The sequence below is a fragment of the Allobosea thiooxidans genome, assembly GCF_900168195.1.
In the GTDB taxonomy this organism is placed as follows: domain Bacteria; phylum Pseudomonadota; class Alphaproteobacteria; order Rhizobiales; family Beijerinckiaceae; genus Allobosea; species Allobosea thiooxidans.
In genome coordinates this window covers 70,644-88,649 of record NZ_FUYX01000014.1, presented here as the reverse complement: position 1 = coordinate 88,649, position 18,006 = coordinate 70,644, and the positions used below count along the sequence as shown (strand labels likewise).

Sequence of the window (18,006 nt, the reverse complement as noted above, 5' to 3'; positions counted from 1 at the left end):
AATGCCGATGCCAGCCGTTCAGAACGCGCCCCTCATCGCGCTTGCCGAAGAAGAGGCAGCCCTCATCCGTCGCGCGGCCGCCGGCGAGGTGCAGGCCATCAGGCAGATCATCAGGACGCATAACCAGCGTCTCTACCGGCTCGTCAGGGCAGTCCTGCGCAGCAATGCGGATGCGGAGGAAGTGCTGCAGGAAGCCTATCTCAAGGCCTTCGCCAATCTCGCCGGTTTCAACGGCGAGGCCTCGCTGGCGACGTGGCTGTCGCGCATCGCGCTCAATGCCGCGTTGATGCGGCTTCGCGCGGAGAAACGGCTGAAGCGGGCTTCCCCACCCAGTGCCGCCGAAGCCGAGATCATCCCCTTTCCGTTCTCCACCGCGACGACCGACCCGGAGCGCATCATGGCGCAGCGACAGCTTCTCCATCTCGTCGAGGAAGCGACCGACGCGCTTCCCGAAGCGTTCCGCCTCGTCTTCGTCGCGCGCGTCATCGAAGGGCTGAGCCTGGAGGAGACGGCGGCGCTGCTCGACCTGCCGCCCGCCACCGTCAAGACGCGGCTCCACCGCGCCCGCAAGCTGATCCGCACCCGGCTCGAGGCGCAGATCGGTCCGGTGCTGATCGACGCCTTCCCCTTCGCCGGAACCCGCTGCGACCGGTTGACCGAAGCCGTCATCGCGAAGCTCGGCCTGAGCGAATAGCGGGAACCTCCGCGGCACGCCGGCATCCAATGCCGTGTCAACCGAAGCCGGCGGATTCCCCGTCGGCACGGAGGAGGTTCCGATGAAAACCCGTGTTTCCGTGCTCGGCGCAGCCTGGCTCGTCCTGGCCGCCACCACCGCCATGGCCGCCGACAAGCCGACGGACCCGCAGATCGCCCATATCGCCTACAGCGCCGGCGTGATCGACGTCGACGCCGCGAAGCTCGCCCTGTCGAAGACGAAGAATGCGGACGTCGCGAGCTTCGCCCAATCGATGCAGAAGGACCATGAAGCGGTCAACGAGATGGCGCTGGCCCTCGTCAAGAAGCTGAATGTGCAGCCGGAGGACAATCCCACCAGCAAGGCGCTGGCCAAGGCGGCGAAGGACAAGCGCGGCGAGCTCGGCAAGCTCAGCGGCGCGGCCTTCGACAAGGCCTATGTCGCCAACGAGGTCGCCTTCCACAAGCAGGTCAACGACGCGCTTGCGACGCTGCTCATCCCCTCGGCCCAGAACAATGAGCTGAAGGGTCTGCTGGAGACCGGCCTGAAGCTGTTCCAGGGCCACCAGCAGCATGCCGAACATGTCGCGGCGGCGCTGAAATGACCGCCGTCATCCTCGATCGGCGGCAGGTTCTCGGGGCAGGTGCCGCCCTGCTCATGGGCGGCGAAGCCGCTGCCGCTCATGACGGGACGGTCCATGTCACGATGGAAAAGCTGGTCTTCCTGCCGGCCGAGATCGAAGTGAAGGCCGGCCAGACCATCGAATGGATCAACAAGGATCCCTTCGCCCACACGGCGACGGTCAAGGGCGGCTGGGAGGTCATGATCCCGCCGGGCAAGACGGCGACACGAGCCGTGGCGGCAGGTGACACCGTCGAGTACTACTGCCGCTTCCATCCCAACATGAAGGGGCGGATCAAGGTCTCGGCCTAGAAGCAGCGGTTGCCGAAGATTGCCGGGAGCCGCCCGCCATGCGGGTCAAGCCCCGGCGATCGCCGCCCGGCGGCGCGCATCACCCCGTTTCCGAGGCGCCCGCTGCCGCGATGCTGCGCAGCCCGGCGAGGGCGACGGCCATCAGTTCGTCGTCGGCCTGCTCCGAGCAGACGGCATAGACCGGATAGAAGAAGCTGGGAGCGCCGCTGACGAGATGCAGCCGCCCGGCGGCGATATGCGGTGCGACGACCCGCTGGCGAAAATAGCCCGAGCCGCCGACCTCGAGGATATAGCTCAGGGCCAGCGGGCCGAGGCTGACGAACAGGCCGGGATTGTTCTCCTCGGGAAAGCTGAGCTCGTGATGCTGGGCGAAGTCCGGCCCCCAGTCGACATAGACATAGTTGTCCGCCCCGGCCGTTCCGGCCTCGTTGGTCGAGACCAGCACCAGCTTCTCCTCGAGCAGGAGCTCGACCCGTGCGCCCGGCCGGCGTTGCGGCTGGTACATCACCGCGAGGTCGAGGGCGCCTGTCGAAACCTGGTGAGTCAGGCTCTCGGGCAGGCCGACCTCGACGCGCAGGGCGATGTCGGGGGCCGCCTTGCGCATCCAGTGCAGCCAGTCGACCAGCCAGGGGTGCCAGAGGCTGAGCTCCCCGCCGATGCTCAGCACAGCCCGCCGCCCGGGCGGAACGGCGACCTGATGCCGGGCCCTCTGCCAGAGCTGCACGAACATCGGCGCATAGCGCAGGAACTGTTCGCCGGCCGGCGTCAGCGAAGCGCCGTTCTTGTTGCGGACGAACAATGGCCGGCCGAGCTGCTGCTCGAGCGTCCTGACGCGTGCGCTGACGGTGGTCTGGCTGACGTTCAGTTGCTCGGCCGCACGCACGAAACTGCGCACGCGGACGATCTCCAGAAAGGTTCGGGCCAGCTCGATATCCATGCGCAGCGCCTCCGAAGACATCGTAGCAGTTTTTCTGCATTCAACGAGCCGTTAAATTCGTTTGATTGCTTCCTTGAAGGGCGCATGATGGCCGCGCTGGGCATAGCCATCGTCCATGCGGAGCAGCTGATCGGCACGATCCCCTGAACATGGCGGCGCCAGCCTTGTGGGATGGGATGCCATGCGCACGCGCCCTGCCGAATTTGCCGAAACGGACATCCTGAGGCTGGCTGCCGAACTCTCTGCGGCCGCGCGCCCATTCGCGCTCGGCATCGTCGTCGACGTGCGCGGCTCCAGTTCGGGACGTGTCGGGGCCAAGGCGCTCTTCGATGTCGAGGGCGAGGTGATCGCCGGATGGGTCGGTGGCGGCCGCGCCGAGGCCACGGTCGCCCATGCGGCAGTCGAGGCCTGCGCGAGCGGCACGCCACAGCTTGTCGACGTCGATCTCGACAGCGAGGTGCTCGGGGCGGGCATGCCCTGCGGTGGCTGGATGCGGATCTATGTCGAGCCGGTCCTGCCGCGTCCGGCGCTCTGGATCCTGGGGCATGGCCGCGTCGCCGAATGCCTGTGCCATTTCGGCGCCCTGTTGGGCTTCGCGGTCATCGTCGACGACGTCATGGCCAGGCCCGAACGTTTCCCCGAGGCCTCCCGCATCGTCACCGACGATCCCGCCTACGCGACGGTGGCGCCGGCTGAGGGGGACTTTGCCGTCGTCGCCACGCAGCATCGCGGCGACCATGAATCGCTCGGCCTCCTGCTCGCGAGCGAGGTCGGCCATATCGCGCTGATCGCCAGCCGCAAGCGCGCGGGGCTGGTGCTGTCCCATCTGCGCAAGGCGGGCTTCGGTCCCCAAGCTCTCGGCAGGATCCGTGCGCCGGCCGGGCTCGCGCTGGGCGCCGGCACGCCCGAGGAGATCGCACTTTCGGTCATCGCAGAGATCGTGCTCGTCCGCCGCAGCCGTGCCGACCGGCGTGCAGAGGCGCGGGCAGGAGGCGTGCTGGTGGCCGCACCGGGAGAGATGTGGCCGCCGTTCGTGCTGGCCGCCGCCGAGCCGCTGCGGATCGTGGGAGAATGAGATGACAGCCCATGCGGAGATCACCGACCACAGGCCCGGCTTCTGGACCCGCTGGTTCCTCTCGACCAATCACAAGGATATCGGCACGCTCTACCTGATCTTCTCCGCGCTGGCCGGAGTGCTGGGCACGGCGCTTTCGATCGCCATGCGGATGGAGTTGCAGCAGCCAGGGCTGCAGATCTTCTCGAATCCGGCGGCGTTCAACGTGGTCGTCAGCGCGCACGGCCTGATCATGATCTTCTTCGTGATCATGCCGGCCTTGATCGGCGGCTTCGGCAACTGGCTGGTGCCGCTGATGATCGGCGCGCCCGACATGGCCTTCCCGCGCATGAACAACATCTCGTTCTGGCTTCTGGTCGCGTCCTTCGTGCTGTTCCTCTGCTCACTCTTCGTCGAAGGCGCGCCCGGCACCGCCGGCCATGGCGGAGGCTGGACGCTTTACCCGCCGTTCTCCGCTGCCGCCGGTCAGCCCGGCCCCGCGGTCGATTTCGTCATCCTGTCGATCCATCTCTCCGGCGCGGCTTCGATCCTGGGCGCGATCAACTTCATCACCACGATCCTGAACATGCGCGCGCCGGGCATGACCCTGCACAAGATGCCGCTCTTCGCCTGGGCCATGCTGGTCACGGCCTTCATGCTGCTCGTCGCTCTGCCGGTGCTGGCGGGCGCCATCACCATGCTGCTGACCGACCGCAATTTCGGCACGACCTTCTTCGACCCCGCCGGCGGCGGCGACCTGATCCTCTACCAGCACCTGTTCTGGTTCTTCGGCCACCCCGAAGTCTACATCATGATCCTGCCGGCCTTCGGCATCGTCAGCCACGTCGTCTCGACCTTCTCGAAGAAGCCGATCTTCGGCTATCTCGGCATGGCCTACGCCATGGTCGCGATCGGCGTCGTCGGCTTCATCGTGTGGGCGCACCACATGTACACGGCCGGCCTGTCGCTCAACGCCCAGCGCTATTTCGCCTTTGCCTCGATGGTCATCGCGGTGCCGACCGGCATCAAGATCTTCTCCTGGCTCGCGACGATGTGGGGCGGCTCGATCCGCTTCAGTGTGCCGATGCTCTGGGCGATGGGCTTCGTCGTCCTGTTCACCATCGGCGGCGTGACTGGCGTGGTATTGGCGAACGTCGCGATCGACCGCGTCCTGCACAACACCTACTACGTCATCGCCCATTTCCATTACGTTCTGTCGCTAGGCGCCGTATTCGGCATCTTCGCCGGCTTCTACTACTGGTTCCCCAAGATGAGCGGTTACCTGACCAATGAATGGCTCGGGCGCCTGCACTTCGTCCTGATGTTCGTCGGCGTGAACATGGTCTTCTTCCCGCAGCATTTCCTCGGTCTCGCCGGGATGCCGCGCCACTATGCCGATTATCCCGACGCTTTCGCGGGCTGGAACTTCGTCTCGTCTGTCGGTTCCTACATCTCGGGGGCGAGCCTGCTCGTCTTCGCCGGAATGGTCGCCGAGGCGTTCTGGCGCAGGCGGCACGCCGGCGACAATCCGTGGGGCGAGGCGGCGACGACACTGGAATGGACGCTGTCCTCGCCGCCGCCCTTCCACCAAGAGACGTTGCCGCGCATCGCCGGCTCCGAGCATGAGGCATGAGGCCGATGTCGGGCAGCCGAAGGATGGCGGAAATAGGATAGGGAGGTCGCAATGCTTCAAGAAGCTGACAGCACCGCGCTGACCACGCTTCTCTGGCTGATCTGCGTCTACTGGAACCTGATCTGGTTCACCCAGCATCTGTCCTCGCTCGGGCAGGCGGAGCAGGCCGAGCAGGGCGTCGGCGAAACGCCGGAGCAGAAACCGGCCATGCGCGCATCGCCGCCGATCGCATCCCGTAGCGTCGCCGCCTCGATGCGCGAGATCCTGCGGCGCGACGGCACCGCCACTGTCGAAGCCTTCGTGGAGAAGGCGCTCGCCACCTATGAATCGGTGGTGTCGGCCTTCGACGCGGGAGACCGCAACGCGTTGAGCCGCTTGCTCTCTCCCGATGTCTATGACGCCTTCAGCGAGGCGATCGCCGTGCGCGATGAGCAGGGGGATGCGGTGGAGACCTTGTTCTCGCGCATCGAGCCGGAGATCGTCCAGGCCCGGATCGAGGGCGAAAGGATGGAGGTGGCGGTCCGCTTCACCAGCGAGTCGTTCAAGTTGCCGCGCAGCCCGGCGGGGCTGCTGTTCCACAATGTCTCGACCCCGCTGCAGGACACCGACATCTGGGTTTTCGCGCGCAGCCTGAGCGTCCGTGACGACGGCTGGCGCGTCGTGGCGACACAGGCGGAGGATTGATGACCGGCGACGACGATGATGACGAGCCGCGGAGCTATGCCTCGCCGCCCTGCTTCATGGGGGAGGTCGATCCCGCCTATTTCGGCCTCGCTCCTCCTCCGCCGCCGGCGCCGGGCGTCGCGGCCTGGCGCAAGGCCCAGAGGGAGCGGCTGATTGCGGCGCGCCTCGCGCTGCCCGTGTCGTTCCGGGCCGAAGCGGCGAAAAACATCGCGCGCACGCTCGATGCGCTGATCGGCGATCCGGCCGGACGCGTCGTCAGCGCCTATTGGCCGTTCCGCGGCGAGCCGGATCTGCGGCCATGGCTCGCGAGCCTCAGTGACCGTGGCGCACGCACGGCGCTGCCCGTCGTGCTCGCGAGCCGGACACCGTTGGTCTTCCGCAGCTGGCGGCAGGGGGATCGTCTGGCACGCGGCGTCTGGAACATCCCGGTCCCGGCCGATGGCGCGGTCCTCGTGCCGGACATCGTGATCGCGCCGCTCGTCGGCTTCGATCCCGGCTTCTACCGGCTCGGCTATGGCGGAGGCTTCTTCGATCGGACGCTGGCGCAACTGCCTGAAACCGCAGTCGCGATCGGCGTCGGCTATGACCAGGCCGGGATGGCGTCGATCCTGCCGCAGGCGCACGACATTCCGATGCGCCACATCGTCACCGAAACAGGGATCAGGCGCCGACAGGCGGGGCCGTGACCTCCCGGTCGGCGGGCTCTGCCATGAGCGTCGCGATCTCGGCGCCGACCCGCAGATCCTCCTCGGTGCCGAAGCCGTGCTTGCGGATGCGCCCCGCACGGTCGATCAGGATCAGGCTCGGCGTCCCGCGCATGCCATAGGCCGCCATGGTCCGCGGGACCGGCCCGTCCTCCGCCGGGCGGTCGACCCCGATCGGGAAGGTCAGCCGGAACTCGTGGATGAAGGCTTCGAGCGAGATCGGCGTCATCGCCGCATGATGCTCGAAGACGGTGTGAAGCCCGATGACCGCGACCTGCCCGGCGGGAAACAGCTGCGCGATCCGCTGCGCCTGCGGCAGGCCGCCCTGCACGCAGCCGGGGCAGAGCATCTGGAAGGCGTGGAGAACCACGACGCGGTCGCGCAGGGCGGCCAGATCGAGCGGCGCCGGCGTGTCGAACCAGCGCACCACATCGAGCGGTGGAGCCAGGTCGGGGAGGGCGTTCGTCACCGAGTTCCTTCCTGGGGCACGGGTCTGCTCGCTTGCGCGGCCAGTTCGCGCCGCAGCCGGCGCAGCTCCTCGAAGCGGGGCGTGACATCGCGCAGGATCGCCGCCATGCCGCTGATCTGCCCGTCGGGGCCGTGCAGCAGGGTGATGGTGAACTCCACGGAGATCTGCCGGCCATCCGCGGTGAGCGCGGGGACGGAGAGCAGGTCGCCGGCGCCGTAGCGCGTGACGCCCGTCGCGATGACCTGCTCCCAACCGCTCCAGTGCCGCTGTTGCAGCCGCTCGGGGATGATCAGGTCGAGCGATGCGCCGATCGCCTGTTCGCCGGTGAAGCCGAAAAGCCGAGCCGCGCCCGGATTCCAGAACCGGATGACGCCGTCCCGGTCGGTTGCGAGAATGGCGTCGGCCGCGCTCGCGAGGAGCGCCGCGCCGAGAACCGCGACGATCTGTTCCGAACGATCCGCCATCCCAAGCGCCTCTCAGTCCCGTGCCTCGGCGCTCAACTGTTCCTGGCCTCGTCCGGCCCGTCGTTCGGCGCGGCGACGATCGGCGTTCGATGGCGCACCGGGCTTATTGTTGGCCGCGAGATCTCATCCGATCCCGCAAGATGTCATCCGGCCAGGAGCTGCGCAATTTCATTTCATTGCAGTTCAAATGCATGAATTTTCATGGACGGCACCGGACATTCGGCAGTCGCCCTCCTAGTCGGCGATTGCCGGCTCCTGGCGCGCTGAACCGGAGGCGACGAGGAAAAACGCCACCGCGCATCCGAACACCACGGCGCCGAAGGCGCCGGCCGACCACAGCACGGCCGGGAAGCCGCCGCGGCCATGGGCGAGCGCGATCAGCGGCACGGCGAGCCCGCTCGCGGTGAAGCCGAGGAAGTAGCGCACGCTATAGGCCCTGGCGCGATGGGAGGCCGGCACGTAGCGGGCCACCATGGCGTCGTTGACCACCACCTGCCCGTAGATGGCGGCCATGGCCAGGATCAGGCCGACAAGGAGCGGCACGCCGGTGCTCGCGGCGGCAAGCCCCAGCCCGAGAGGCTGCAGCATGGCAAGCCCGGCGAAGATCGCAGGCAGTGTGAAGCGGTCGACCAGCCGCCCCATCAGGAGCTGCGTCATCGCGCCAAAGACGAAGACGGCGGTCGCCAGCGGCCCCGTGAGCGACAACGGCAATCCGAGGCCGAGCCGCTCGTCCAGCACCTTGGGCAAGGCGATGGTGGTGACGTTGAAGGTCATCCCGCCCGCCACGATCGCCACGGCGAAGATGCCGAGCAGGACGAGGGGGCGCGTGACGGGCAGGGTTTCCGCCGCCCCCTTGTTGGCTGCCCGCGCGTCGCCGTCGCCAGGCACCATGGCGAGGAACATCGCCCCCGCGATCAGGCAGACCACGCCCGGCGCGGCAAAGGCGGCGCGCCAGCCGGCCCAAGCCGCGATGAGCGCCGTGACGCCCGAGGCGAATCCGGCGCCGAGGTTGCCCCAGACGCCGTTCCAGCCAAGGTCGCGCCCGAGCCTGGCGGTGTGGCTGACGAGCATGGCCGAGCCGATCGGGTGATAGATGGCCGAGAAGATGCCGAGGACGAGCAGCCATCCGGCCAGAACCGGTGGGGTCGAGGCGGCGGAAAGTCCGAGCAGCGCCACGCCGCAGCCCAGGAAGAAGATGGCGAGCAGGTTGCGCCTGCCCAGACGCTCGGAAAGCCAGCCCATGGGGAGCGAGAACAGGCCGAAGGCGACGAAGGCGCCCGTCGAGAGGCCGATCAGGGAGGCGTATGGCAGGCCCAGCTGGGGCGCCATGGCGATCACGGCCGTGGGATAGACGAGCAGGACGAAATGGTCGAGCGCATGGGCGATGTTAACGAAGGTGATGGTGCGACGGGACAGGGTGGCGGGGGACATGGCCGGCTCGCGGATGACAGGGTTTGGGCCATTGTAGCTTGACCCATCTGCATCGTTGGGCCGAGGTTGACATCAGATGGGCCAACCTTGTGGCAGGTCATGCGTTCCACTCGTGCCGACGATTATCAGCATGTTCCGCGCCCCGTGGCCGTGCTGGCGAAGGAGTTCGCCTCCGGCGCCACCACCGGGCGCCACAGCCATCCGCGGGCGCAGCTCCTCTATGCGATCGAAGGGCTGATGATCGCCGCCACCGATGACGGCACCTGGGCCGTGCCCGCCGGGCACGCCCTGCTGATCCCGCCGGGCGTGGCGCATGAGATCTCGATGCACGGCACGGTGGCGATGCGGACGGCCTATCTCGTCTCGCAATCGCTGGCTTTGCCGCGCTTCTGCCAGGTCGTGCGCGTGTCCGTGCTGCTCAATGCGACCCTTCTCGCCCTGGCGGAGGAGCCGGTGCTGTACGACGAGGACGGGCGTGGCGGACATCTCGCCAGCCTCGTTCTGGACGAGATCGCGCGCGCGCCGACGACGCCTCTGGCTTTGCCGCTGCCGCATGATGGGAGGCTGCGCCGGCTCTGCCGGGCGCTTATCGAGGCGCCTCATCTTCCCCATGACATCGATGTCTGGTCGGATCGGATCGGGGTCAGTCGACGCACGCTCACCCGCCGGTTCAGAAGCGAAACCGGGTTCAGCTTCGCCGAGTGGCGCCGCCGCCTGCGGCTGCTCGAGGTGATGGCGAGGCAGGCGCGGGGCGATGCCATGCCGGGGATCGCCGCTGCGGTCGGCTATGGCAGCCCGCGCGCCTTGCGGTCGATGATGTCGCGGACGCCGCGGGGACCCGGCAGCCAGGGCTCGACCTCGCCGTGAAACGACCCGGAGTTCGATCATGAGCATCACCATCACCGCCTTCGAACGATCTCCCGATCGTGGCCGGGGGCTGGCGCGGGACATGCGCGTGCGCTGGGCCCTCGAGGAAGTCGGCCTGGCCTACGACGTCCGCCTGCTGTCCTTCGCCGCGATGAAGGAGCCTCCCCATCTCGCGCTCAGCCCCTTCGGCCAGATCCCGACCTATGAGGAGGGCGATCTCGTCCTGTTCGAGTCGGGGGCGATCGTGCTGCATATCGCCGAGCGTCATCCGGGCCTGCTGCCGGAGGATGCGAATGCCCGGGCGCGTGCGATCATGTGGATGTTCGCCGCGCTCAACACGCTGGAGCCGCCGATCTTCGACCGTGCCCTCGTCAGAATCCTCGAACATGAGCAGCCCTGGTACGAACAGCGCCTGCGCGTCCTCGAGGACAGCATCCGCAAGCGGTTGCGCGAGCTCTCCGGCCACCTGGGCGAGGCCGATTGGCTCGATGGAGCCTTCAGCGCGGGTGACCTGCTGATGGTGACGGTGCTGCGCAGGCTGCAGGGATCGGAGTTGCTGGAGGCGCATCCAAATCTCGCGGCCTATATCGCGCGCGCCGAAGCGCGGCCCGCATACAAGCGCGCTTTCGACGCTCAGCTGGCGGTTTTCACTGCCGCATCGACAGGCGGATAGAGGGCCCGAGGCGCCGGCGCAGGCCGAGTGCGCCCTCGGAACGGGCGGCCGGAAGCGGAGGTCACGCCACGCTTCCGCCGGCCCGATCTCGTCATCTCATGAACGAGCCGGGACCTGCGGATACGTCAGCCGATCAGGTGCAGCCCTGCGGTCAGGCCTGTGCTCTCATCGGTGAGGCTGCCTTCTGCTTGTCGAGGAACGCTTCGCAGGCTTCGGCGACGCGCGCCACCGACTCGTCGCCGACATCCAGATGGGTGACCCAGCGCAGCGTTCCGTAGCGCCCGCTGACGCCGATGCCGCGCTCGCGCATGAACGTGGCGAAAGCGGCGGTATCGAGCCCCTTCGGCGTCATGAACACCATGTTCGTGCGCGCCGGCCCGGCGCCGAGCTCCGGGAAGCGCGCCAGCACCTCCGCCAGGGCCGAGGCGCGCCGGTGATCCTCGCCAAGGCGAGAGACATTGTGCTCCAGCGCGTAGATGGCGGCCGCGGCGATCACGCCGGTCTGGCGCATGCCGCCGCCCAGCATCTTCCGGATGCGGCGGGCCTTGGCGATGAACTCCTTCGGGCCGACGAGGATGGACCCGATCGGCGCCCCGAGCCCCTTGGACAGGCACAGGGACACCGTGTCGAACTGTCCGGCAATCCAGGCCGCATCGCGATTGCTCGCTGCGGCCGCGTTCATCAGCCGGGCGCCGTCGAGATGGGTGGCAAGGCCACGGGAGCGGGCGAGCCCGGTCGCGGCCTCCAGATAGGCATCGGGCAGGACGAGGCCGTTGAAGGTGTTTTCCAGTGCCAGAAGCCGCGTCATCGCGAAGTGGAAGTCGTTCGGCTTGATCGCGTCGGCGATGGCGTCGAGCGCGATCGTCCCGTCCGGCTCGTTCGGCAGGGGCTGCGGCTGGATCGAGCCCAGCACGGCCGCACCGCCGCCCTCAAGCCGGTAGGTATGGGCCATCTGGCCGACGAGATATTCCTCGCCGCGGCCGCAATGGGCCATGAGCCCTGCGAGGTTCGCCTGCGTACCGGTCGGGAAGAAGAGGGCCGATTCCTTGCCCAGCCGCTCGGCGGTGATGGCTTCCAGCCGTTTCGTGGTCGGGCAGTCGTCATAGACGGCATCGCCGACCTCGGCTGCGGCCATGGCGGCACGCATGCCTTCGCCGGGGCGCGTCACCGTATCCGAACGGAAGTCATCCACTAGCATCGATCAGATCCTCTTTGGTCGTGAGTCCGCCACCTCGCCGGCCCGCCGGGTGCTGCATGCAGACAGATGCAAGGTAACGGTTCGATCCCGCTTCGCATCAAGTTTCAAGCACCATTCCGGAATGGGAGAGGCGCATGCGCCGCGGCCGCATCGGGCGAGGCTCCGCGCCGTCGCAGAGCTCCGGGCTTGCCGGCGCGACAGGAGCCTGGCGGCAGGCCCCTGCAACCCTATAGCGGGCCGAGATCGCGCACGATCAGGTTGTAGAGCGCCTGGGCGGCAGGCGTCAGTGTTTCGCCGCGCCGGCGGATCAGCGAGACGGGCCTGTCGACGATCGGGTCCACCAGCGGAATCTGCGCGAGGTCGGGACGCAGGTTTTCCACGAGCGATGCCACGAGGATGGCGATGCCCAGCCCTTCGGAGGCCAGTCCGATGGCGCTGGAGAAGTACTCGACCACGAACCTGGTCTTGACCTCGATGCCGGAGCGCGAGAGCTGCGCCTCCATGAGCAGCCGGTTGCCGCTGCTGCCGCCCAGGGTGATAAGGTCGTGGCCGGCCAGATCCGCCCAGGCGATGGCCGGGCGCCCCGCCAGCGGGTGGTCGTTCCGGCAGTAGACGACGAAGGGATCGCGGACCAGGACCTCGTTGTGGAGGTCCGGCTGGTTCGGAGGCTGGACGTGCAGGCCGAACTCGGCCTGGCGCCGGCGCACCGCTTCGATGACGAGGGTGCTGGTGCGGTCGAGAATCTCGACGCGATTGCTCGGATGCCGGGTGGCATAGCTGCGCAGGATACGGGGCAGGCGCCCATACATCAGCGACGGAACCGAGGCGATGGTGATGTCGCCGGTCGAGAAGCGCGACATGGTCTTCAGCCGCTCGAACGAACGGTCAACGGCGTCGACCATGCGCTGGGCTTCCGGCAGGAATTCGCGGCCGATGCTGGTCAGCGCGACGGTCCGCGTCGTCCGATCGATCAGCTTCAACCCGACATGAGCCTCAAGCCGCTGGATGCGTCGCGTCAGGCCGGTCTGCGTGACATGCAGCTTTTCGGCCGCCTTGTTGAAGCTCCCGAGCTCCGCGATCTGGATGAAGGCCTCGATGCCGTCGATCGGGTGTTTCATGACAAAAGATCATTGATATATGTCATTATTTCAGCACACGAGCATAGCTCCCTTGGTCAATAGTGTTCCCGAAAGGCGCCCAACCGCTGCGAAGCGGGATGCGAGGCAGCCGTGAGGAAACGCAGAGATGACCGATACCAGTGCCCGCACCCGCGGCAGGCGCGTGCTCGTCACGCATGATCGTTTGGCCGAAAACGCCATCGAGCTTCTCAACGCGCATGATGTCGACGTCTTCTTTTCGCCCGCCTATGCGCCGAGCGAGCAGGTGGCCCAGCGTGCGGCCGAATTGCAGGTCGATGCGCTGATCGTCCGCCAGGGCCGCGTCGACGAGGCGATCATCTCCGCCTCGCCGCGCCTGAAGGTCATCGCCAAGCACGGCGTCGGCGTCGACAATATCGACCTGCAGGCAGCTGCTTCGCGCAACATCCCCGTGATCCGCGCCATGGGCTCGAACTCACGCGCCGTCGCCGAGCACACGATCGCGCTGGCGTTGACGCTGCTGAAGGAAATCCCGCGGCTCGATAGCGCCGTGAAGGCCGGAAGCTGGCCGAAGCCGAGCTTCATCGGCCGCGACATCGCCGGCACGGTGATCGGCCTCGTCGGCTTCGGCTCGATCGGCCAGCACGTCGCTCGGATGGCGAGCGGGCTCGGCATGACCGTGATCCTGCACGATCCCCATGCCCGCCAGGCGATCGCGCAGTTCGGCGCGGGCTGCGAGCGCGACCTCGACAGCCTGATCCGGGAGGCGGACATCATCAGCCTGCATTGTCCGCTGACCAACGCCACCCGCAACCTCCTGGACGAGCGCCGCTTCGGGCTGATGAAGCCGAGCTCCTTCGTCGTCAACACGGCACGCGGCGCGCTCATCGACGAGGCGGCCCTGTGCGCAGCCTTGCTGGAAGGCAAGATCGCCGGCGCCGCCCTCGACAGCTTCGCGGTCGAGCCGCCGGCCAAGGACAGCCCGCTCTGGGCAATGCCGAATCTGATCACGACCCCGCATATCGCCGGGGTCACCGCCGGCTCGGCCAAGGCGATGGCCGAGATCGCCGCCCGCCACGTCATCGCGGTGCTGGACGGGGAAGCACCGGATGAAGGCAGCCTCGCGAGGTTGACCGAACTCGCCGCCTAAAACGATCCGGGCCATACACCGGACGACCTAAGCAACCGGGAGGAAACACGATGAGGATTGTCTACAAGGCGCTCGCGGCGCTGGCTCTCTCCGCGCTCGCGACAGCGGTGCACGCACAGCAATATCCGGAAAAGCCGATCCGCCTGGTCGTGCCGTTCCCGCCGGGCGGGGGGACCGATGTCGTCGCGCGCGTCATTGCCCAGAAGCTCGGCGAGAGCACGGGCTGGACGCTGGTCGCCGACAACAAGCCGGGCAGCGGCGGCAGCGTCGGCCTGAGCCTCGCGGGCAAGGCAGCCCCGGACGGCTACACCGTCGTCCTCGCCCAGAACGCCAACCTCGTCATCAACCCGATCCTCGGCAAGGCCAACTACGACCCGATCAAGGATTTCGCACCGATCGGGCTCGTCGCCTCCGCGCCGCAGGTGCTCGTCGTCGCCAAGGATTCGCCCTTGAAGACGGTCGAGGATCTCATCGCCGCGGCCAAGGCCAAGGACGGCAAGCTGACCTTCGCCTCGCCGGGCGTCGGGACGAGCTCGCATCTGGCCGGTGAACTCATCCAGCAGATCGCGGGCGTCAAGTTCCGCCACGTTCCCTACAAGGGCGCGGCCCAGGCTCTGCCGGACCTGCTCGGTGGGCGCGTCGAGATCTACATCTCCTCGGTGCCCTCCGCGATGGTCCAGATCAAGGAAGGGGTGCTGCGCCCGATCGCGGTCTTCGCGACCAAGCGCGATGCCGACCTGCCGGATGTCCCGACCTTCGAGGAAAAGGGTCTCAAGAACTCCGAGGCCGTGACCTGGTGGGGCCTGGCCGCACCCGCGGGCGTGCCCGCGCCGATCGTCGCGCGCATCAATACCGAGCTCAACAAGGTGCTGAAGCAGCCCGATACCCGGAGCAAGCTTCGCTCGGCCGGCGCCGAGGCGCTCGGCGGCAGCAGCGAGGAGTTCGGTGCGCTGATCAAGTCCGACGTGCCGAAATGGACTGCGGTCATCAAGGCGGCCGACGTGAAGGTCGCCGACTGAGCCGATGGGCCGGGATGCCGCGGCCGTATTGCGGCGGCTTCCCGGCCTGGCGAGCGCTGTCCCCGCAAGGGGCTCGCGGAAGCCGTGCCGAGCGGCCTGTCGCAGGCGCCGGCATGGCTGGGCCAACCAATCCTGAGACGTTGTTCCTGAGCGGAGCCTTGCTTGCGCCGCCCGACATCACTTCGGACATCAGCCATGAGAACCAGCCTTTTCAAGAACCAGGATGCCCTGGCCGGCCTGCTGTTCATGGGGCTTGGCGCGCTCGGTTTCGCCGTCGCGCTCGGCTACAAGTTCGGCACCACGATCGAGATGGGGCCGGGCTATTTCCCGCGCATCCTGAGCCTTGTGCTGATCGGTTTCGGCATCCTCACCTTCATCAAGGGGGTGCGCAGCTGCGCGGCCATCGAGGGCGGATGGGCCTGGCTGCCGCTCGCGCTGCTGACGGCCGCGATGGTGCTCTTCGGCTTCCTGGTCGAGCGGCTCGGCCTCGTCCCGGCGCTCGCCACCCTGATCTTCGTGTCGGCCCGCGCCGGCCATGAATTCAAGGCGCTGGAGGTGCTCGTCCTGACGGTGGTGCTGTCGCTCCTCGCCGCCGCCGTCTTCGTCTGGGGGCTGAAGCTGCCCTACAGCCTCTTCGCCTGGAACTTCTGAGCCATGGAGATCATCGATCACTTCGTGCTCGGCTTCGGCGTCGCCCTGTCGCTGCAGAACCTGGCCTATTGCTTCCTCGGCGTGCTGCTCGGCACCCTGATCGGCGTTCTGCCCGGCGTCGGCCCGCTGGTGACGATCTCGATGCTGCTGCCGATGACCTTCGGCCTCCCGCCCGTCTCTGCCGTCATCATGCTCTCCGGCATCTATTACGGCGCGCAATATGGCGGCTCGACCACCGCGATCCTGGTCAACCTGCCGGGCGAGACCTCGTCTGCCGTGACCTGCCTCGACGGCTACCAGATGGCGCGCCGTGGCCGCGCCGGCGCCGCGCTCGCGATCGCCGCGCTCTCCTCCTTCGTCGCCGGCTGCATCGGCACGCTGCTGATCGTGGCGCTCGGCGTGCCGCTTGCCGGCTGGGCGCTGCGTTTCGGTGCCGAGGACTATTTCGCCCTGATGGTGCTCGGCCTCGTCGCGGCCTCGGTGCTGAGCCATGGCGACATGGTCAAGGCGCTCGCCATGGTCGTGCTCGGCCTGCTCATCGGCCTCGTCGGCACCGACGTGAACTCGGGTGCCGAGCGCTACACCTTCGGCCTGCCCGAGCTGGCGGACGGCATCGGCTTTACCGTTCTCGCCGTCGGCATCTTCGCGATTTCGGAAGTCGTCCTGAACCTGGAACAGAAGGAGGCGCGCGAGGTCTTCACCAGGAATGTCGGCGGCCTGATGCCGCGCTGGGAGGATCTGAAGGCCTCGTTCCTGCCGACGCTGCGCGGCACCGCCATCGGCTCCTTCTTCGGCATCCTGCCCGGGACCGGCCCGTCGATCTCGTCCTTCTCTTCCTACATGCTCGAGAAGAAGCTCGCGAAGGATCCGTCCCGCTTCGGCCAGGGCGCGATCGAGGGCGTCGCGGCGCCGGAAGCCGCCAACAACGCGGCCGCGCAGACCGCCTTCATTCCGACCCTGACGCTAGGCATTCCCGGCAGCGCCACCATGGCCCTGATCCTCGGCGCGCTGATCATGAACGGCGTCCAGCCCGGGCCTTCGGTGATGGCGCGCAATCCCGAATTGTTCTGGGGCGTCATCGCCAGCATGTTCATCGGCAACGCCCTGCTCGTCGCGCTGAACCTGCCGCTTGTCGGCCTCTGGGTGCGGCTGCTCAGCATCCCCTATCGCTGGCTGTTTCCGGCGATCGTGATGTTCTGCGCGCTCGGCAACTACAGCCTCAACAACAGCGCGATCGACGTCTATCTCTGCGCGGCGATCGGCGTGCTCGGCTACGTGCTGGCAAAGCTGAAATGCCCGCCCGCGCCGCTGGTGCTCGGCTATGTGCTCGGCCCGATGATGGAGGAGAACGTCCGCCGGGCGCTGCTTCTGTCCGAAGGCGATCTCTCGATCTTCGTGCGCAGTCCGATCAGCCTGACCTTCCTCGCCCTCTCGCTGCTGCTGCTGATCAGCATGGCCCTGCCTGCCATCCGCCGCGGCAAGGCCCGCGTCGATCAGGAGGAGGCGGGCGCGACCTGATCGCGCGCCGTCCTCTCTCGACCTCGTGTCGCTTCATTGCCTCCCCCGCCAGGCGCAACCGCCGAAGGACGTCTCATGATCGGATTCCGCATTCTCAAGCGCCGCCGCCGGGTCGAGGCCGGGCTCGTCGAGCGCTTCCGCACGCTTCCGGTCGCCAACATCAGCGATTCGATGTCGCGGATGACGGCCGGCGGAGCCTCGCTGCGGCCGCTCCACCGCGGCGGCGTGATGGCCGGCCCGGCATTGACCGTGAAGACCCGCCCCGGCGACAACCTGATGATCCACAAGGCGCTCGACCTTGCTGTTCCCGGCGACGTCATCGTCGTCGACGGCGGCGGCGATCTCACCAACTCGCTGATCGGCGAACTGATGATCGCTCACGCCCGGACGCGCGGCATCGCCGGGATCGTGCTCCACGGGGCGGTGCGGGACTCCGCCTGGATCCGCGAGAACGACCTGCCGATCTTTGCCGCCGGCATCAGCCATCGCGGGCCCTACAAGGACGGTCCCGGCGAGATCAACGTTCCGATCGCGATCGAGGGCATGGTGATCGAGCCGGGCGATCTGGTCGTCGGCGATGACGATGGCGTGCTCTGCGTGCCGCTCGATCATGCCGAAGCGATCTACGAAGCCGCGCACAAGAAGCATGCCGCGGAGGAGATGAAGATGCAGGCGATCACAGAGGGGCGGGACGATCGCAGCTGGATCGATGCGACGCTTGCGCGCCTGGGGTGTGCCGTCGAAGCCTGACGCGTCATCGGCCGGCGACTGTGGCCGGTGCATCGGCCAGGCGCGATCTCGCCGACCGGGGACCAGCCCCCGCGCTGCAG

Annotated in this window: 20 protein-coding genes; 14 read left to right on the top strand and 6 right to left on the bottom strand. The window is 67.6% G+C overall.

Features of this window, described 5'->3' with window-relative positions; genetic code table 11:
- Positions 1-7: 7 nt before the first annotated feature.
- The 3 genes from B5Y19_RS21185 to B5Y19_RS21175 all read left to right on the top strand — a co-directional run bounded on the left by B5Y19_RS21185 (position 8) and on the right by B5Y19_RS21175 (position 1,627).
- Positions 8-694 (top strand): RNA polymerase sigma factor, encoded by a 687-nt coding sequence (locus B5Y19_RS21185; protein ID WP_055726474.1) that lies wholly within the window; start codon positions 8-10, stop codon positions 692-694.
- Between the two features lie 82 nt (positions 695-776).
- On the top strand, positions 777-1,298 hold the full coding sequence (locus B5Y19_RS21180) for a DUF4142 domain-containing protein (protein WP_055726171.1): 522 nt from the start codon (positions 777-779) through the stop codon (positions 1,296-1,298).
- Entirely contained in the window at positions 1,295-1,627 is a 333-nt protein-coding gene (locus B5Y19_RS21175; protein ID WP_055726172.1) for a cupredoxin domain-containing protein, read from the top strand. Before B5Y19_RS21180 ends, B5Y19_RS21175 begins: the two co-directional genes overlap by 4 nt.
- Before the next feature lie 79 nt (positions 1,628-1,706).
- Here the strand turns inward: B5Y19_RS21175 and B5Y19_RS21170 are convergent, their stop codons facing one another.
- Positions 1,707-2,564, bottom strand: a complete 858-nt coding sequence (locus B5Y19_RS21170) for a LysR family transcriptional regulator (RefSeq protein ID WP_055726475.1) — start codon at positions 2,562-2,564, stop codon at positions 1,707-1,709.
- Between the two features lie 181 nt (positions 2,565-2,745).
- Between B5Y19_RS21170 and B5Y19_RS21165 the strand changes: the two genes are divergently transcribed.
- From B5Y19_RS21165 to B5Y19_RS21150, 4 genes are read left to right on the top strand one after another with little or no spacing between them, the layout of a single operon-like run.
- A complete protein-coding gene (locus B5Y19_RS21165; protein WP_079592042.1) occupies positions 2,746-3,639 on the top strand; it encodes an XdhC family protein in 894 nt (297 codons plus the stop codon).
- 1 nt (position 3,640) lies between these two features.
- Positions 3,641-5,251, top strand: coding sequence for a cytochrome c oxidase subunit I (gene ctaD / locus B5Y19_RS21160; RefSeq protein ID WP_055726173.1), 1,611 nt, complete (start codon positions 3,641-3,643; stop codon positions 5,249-5,251).
- 51 nt (positions 5,252-5,302) lie between these two features.
- Positions 5,303-5,935 (top strand): Tim44 domain-containing protein, encoded by a 633-nt coding sequence (locus tag B5Y19_RS21155; RefSeq protein WP_055726174.1) that lies wholly within the window; start codon positions 5,303-5,305, stop codon positions 5,933-5,935.
- Positions 5,935-6,621 (top strand): 5-formyltetrahydrofolate cyclo-ligase, encoded by a 687-nt coding sequence (locus B5Y19_RS21150; protein WP_055726175.1) that lies wholly within the window; start codon positions 5,935-5,937, stop codon positions 6,619-6,621. The genes B5Y19_RS21155 and B5Y19_RS21150 overlap by 1 nt, the downstream gene beginning before the upstream one ends.
- Here the strand turns inward: B5Y19_RS21150 and B5Y19_RS21145 are convergent.
- From B5Y19_RS21145 to B5Y19_RS21135, 3 genes are all read right to left on the bottom strand, one after another.
- Positions 6,596-7,108: a peroxiredoxin family protein gene (locus tag B5Y19_RS21145; RefSeq protein WP_079592041.1), complete on the bottom strand. Its 513-nt coding sequence runs from the start codon at positions 7,106-7,108 to the stop codon at positions 6,596-6,598. The two genes, B5Y19_RS21150 and B5Y19_RS21145, sit on opposite strands and share 26 nt — an antisense overlap.
- A complete protein-coding gene (locus B5Y19_RS21140; protein WP_055726177.1) occupies positions 7,105-7,572 on the bottom strand; it encodes a PAS domain-containing protein in 468 nt (155 codons plus the stop codon). Before B5Y19_RS21140 ends, B5Y19_RS21145 begins: the two co-directional genes overlap by 4 nt.
- Positions 7,573-7,806: 234 nt before the next feature.
- Positions 7,807-9,003 carry an MFS transporter gene (locus B5Y19_RS21135; RefSeq protein ID WP_055726178.1) on the bottom strand — a complete coding sequence of 399 codons (1,197 nt, stop codon included), beginning with the start codon at positions 9,001-9,003 and terminating at the stop codon, positions 7,807-7,809.
- Positions 9,004-9,102: 99 nt separating this feature from the next.
- On the opposite strand from B5Y19_RS21135, the gene B5Y19_RS21130 reads away from it, so the two are divergent.
- Together B5Y19_RS21130 and B5Y19_RS21125 are read left to right on the top strand one after the other, a co-directional pair.
- Positions 9,103-9,870: an AraC family transcriptional regulator gene (locus tag B5Y19_RS21130; protein ID WP_055726179.1), complete on the top strand. Its 768-nt coding sequence runs from the start codon at positions 9,103-9,105 to the stop codon at positions 9,868-9,870.
- A gap of 19 nt (positions 9,871-9,889) precedes the next feature.
- A complete protein-coding gene (locus tag B5Y19_RS21125; RefSeq protein WP_055726180.1) occupies positions 9,890-10,543 on the top strand; it encodes a glutathione S-transferase family protein in 654 nt (217 codons plus the stop codon).
- Positions 10,544-10,694: 151 nt separating this feature from the next.
- Here the strand turns inward: B5Y19_RS21125 and ltaE are convergent, their stop codons facing one another.
- The gene (gene ltaE, locus B5Y19_RS21120; protein WP_055726181.1) at positions 10,695-11,741 is read right to left on the bottom strand and encodes a low-specificity L-threonine aldolase; all 1,047 of its coding nucleotides are present in this window, start codon (positions 11,739-11,741) and stop codon (positions 10,695-10,697) included.
- A gap of 227 nt (positions 11,742-11,968) precedes the next feature.
- Positions 11,969-12,859 carry a LysR family transcriptional regulator gene (locus B5Y19_RS21115; RefSeq protein WP_079592040.1) on the bottom strand — a complete coding sequence of 297 codons (891 nt, stop codon included), beginning with the start codon at positions 12,857-12,859 and terminating at the stop codon, positions 11,969-11,971.
- A 127-nt stretch (positions 12,860-12,986) separates the two neighbouring features.
- Here B5Y19_RS21115 and B5Y19_RS21110 point away from each other — a divergent pair, with 127 nt between their 5' ends.
- The 5 genes from B5Y19_RS21110 to B5Y19_RS21090 all read left to right on the top strand — a co-directional run bounded on the left by B5Y19_RS21110 (position 12,987) and on the right by B5Y19_RS21090 (position 17,926).
- On the top strand, positions 12,987-13,988 hold the full coding sequence (locus tag B5Y19_RS21110; RefSeq protein WP_055726183.1) for a hydroxyacid dehydrogenase: 1,002 nt from the start codon (positions 12,987-12,989) through the stop codon (positions 13,986-13,988).
- A 50-nt stretch (positions 13,989-14,038) separates the two neighbouring features.
- Positions 14,039-15,007: a Bug family tripartite tricarboxylate transporter substrate binding protein gene (locus B5Y19_RS21105; protein WP_055726184.1), complete on the top strand. Its 969-nt coding sequence runs from the start codon at positions 14,039-14,041 to the stop codon at positions 15,005-15,007.
- Positions 15,008-15,202: 195 nt separating this feature from the next.
- Positions 15,203-15,658: a tripartite tricarboxylate transporter TctB family protein gene (locus tag B5Y19_RS21100; RefSeq protein ID WP_055726185.1), complete on the top strand. Its 456-nt coding sequence runs from the start codon at positions 15,203-15,205 to the stop codon at positions 15,656-15,658.
- Positions 15,659-15,661: 3 nt separating this feature from the next.
- Complete coding sequence (locus B5Y19_RS21095) at positions 15,662-17,176, top strand: tripartite tricarboxylate transporter permease (protein WP_055726186.1); 1,515 nt, start codon at positions 15,662-15,664, stop codon at positions 17,174-17,176.
- Positions 17,177-17,251: 75 nt separating this feature from the next.
- Positions 17,252-17,926, top strand: a complete 675-nt coding sequence (locus B5Y19_RS21090) for an RraA family protein (RefSeq protein ID WP_055726187.1) — start codon at positions 17,252-17,254, stop codon at positions 17,924-17,926.
- The last annotated feature ends 80 nt before the right edge of the window (positions 17,927-18,006 follow it).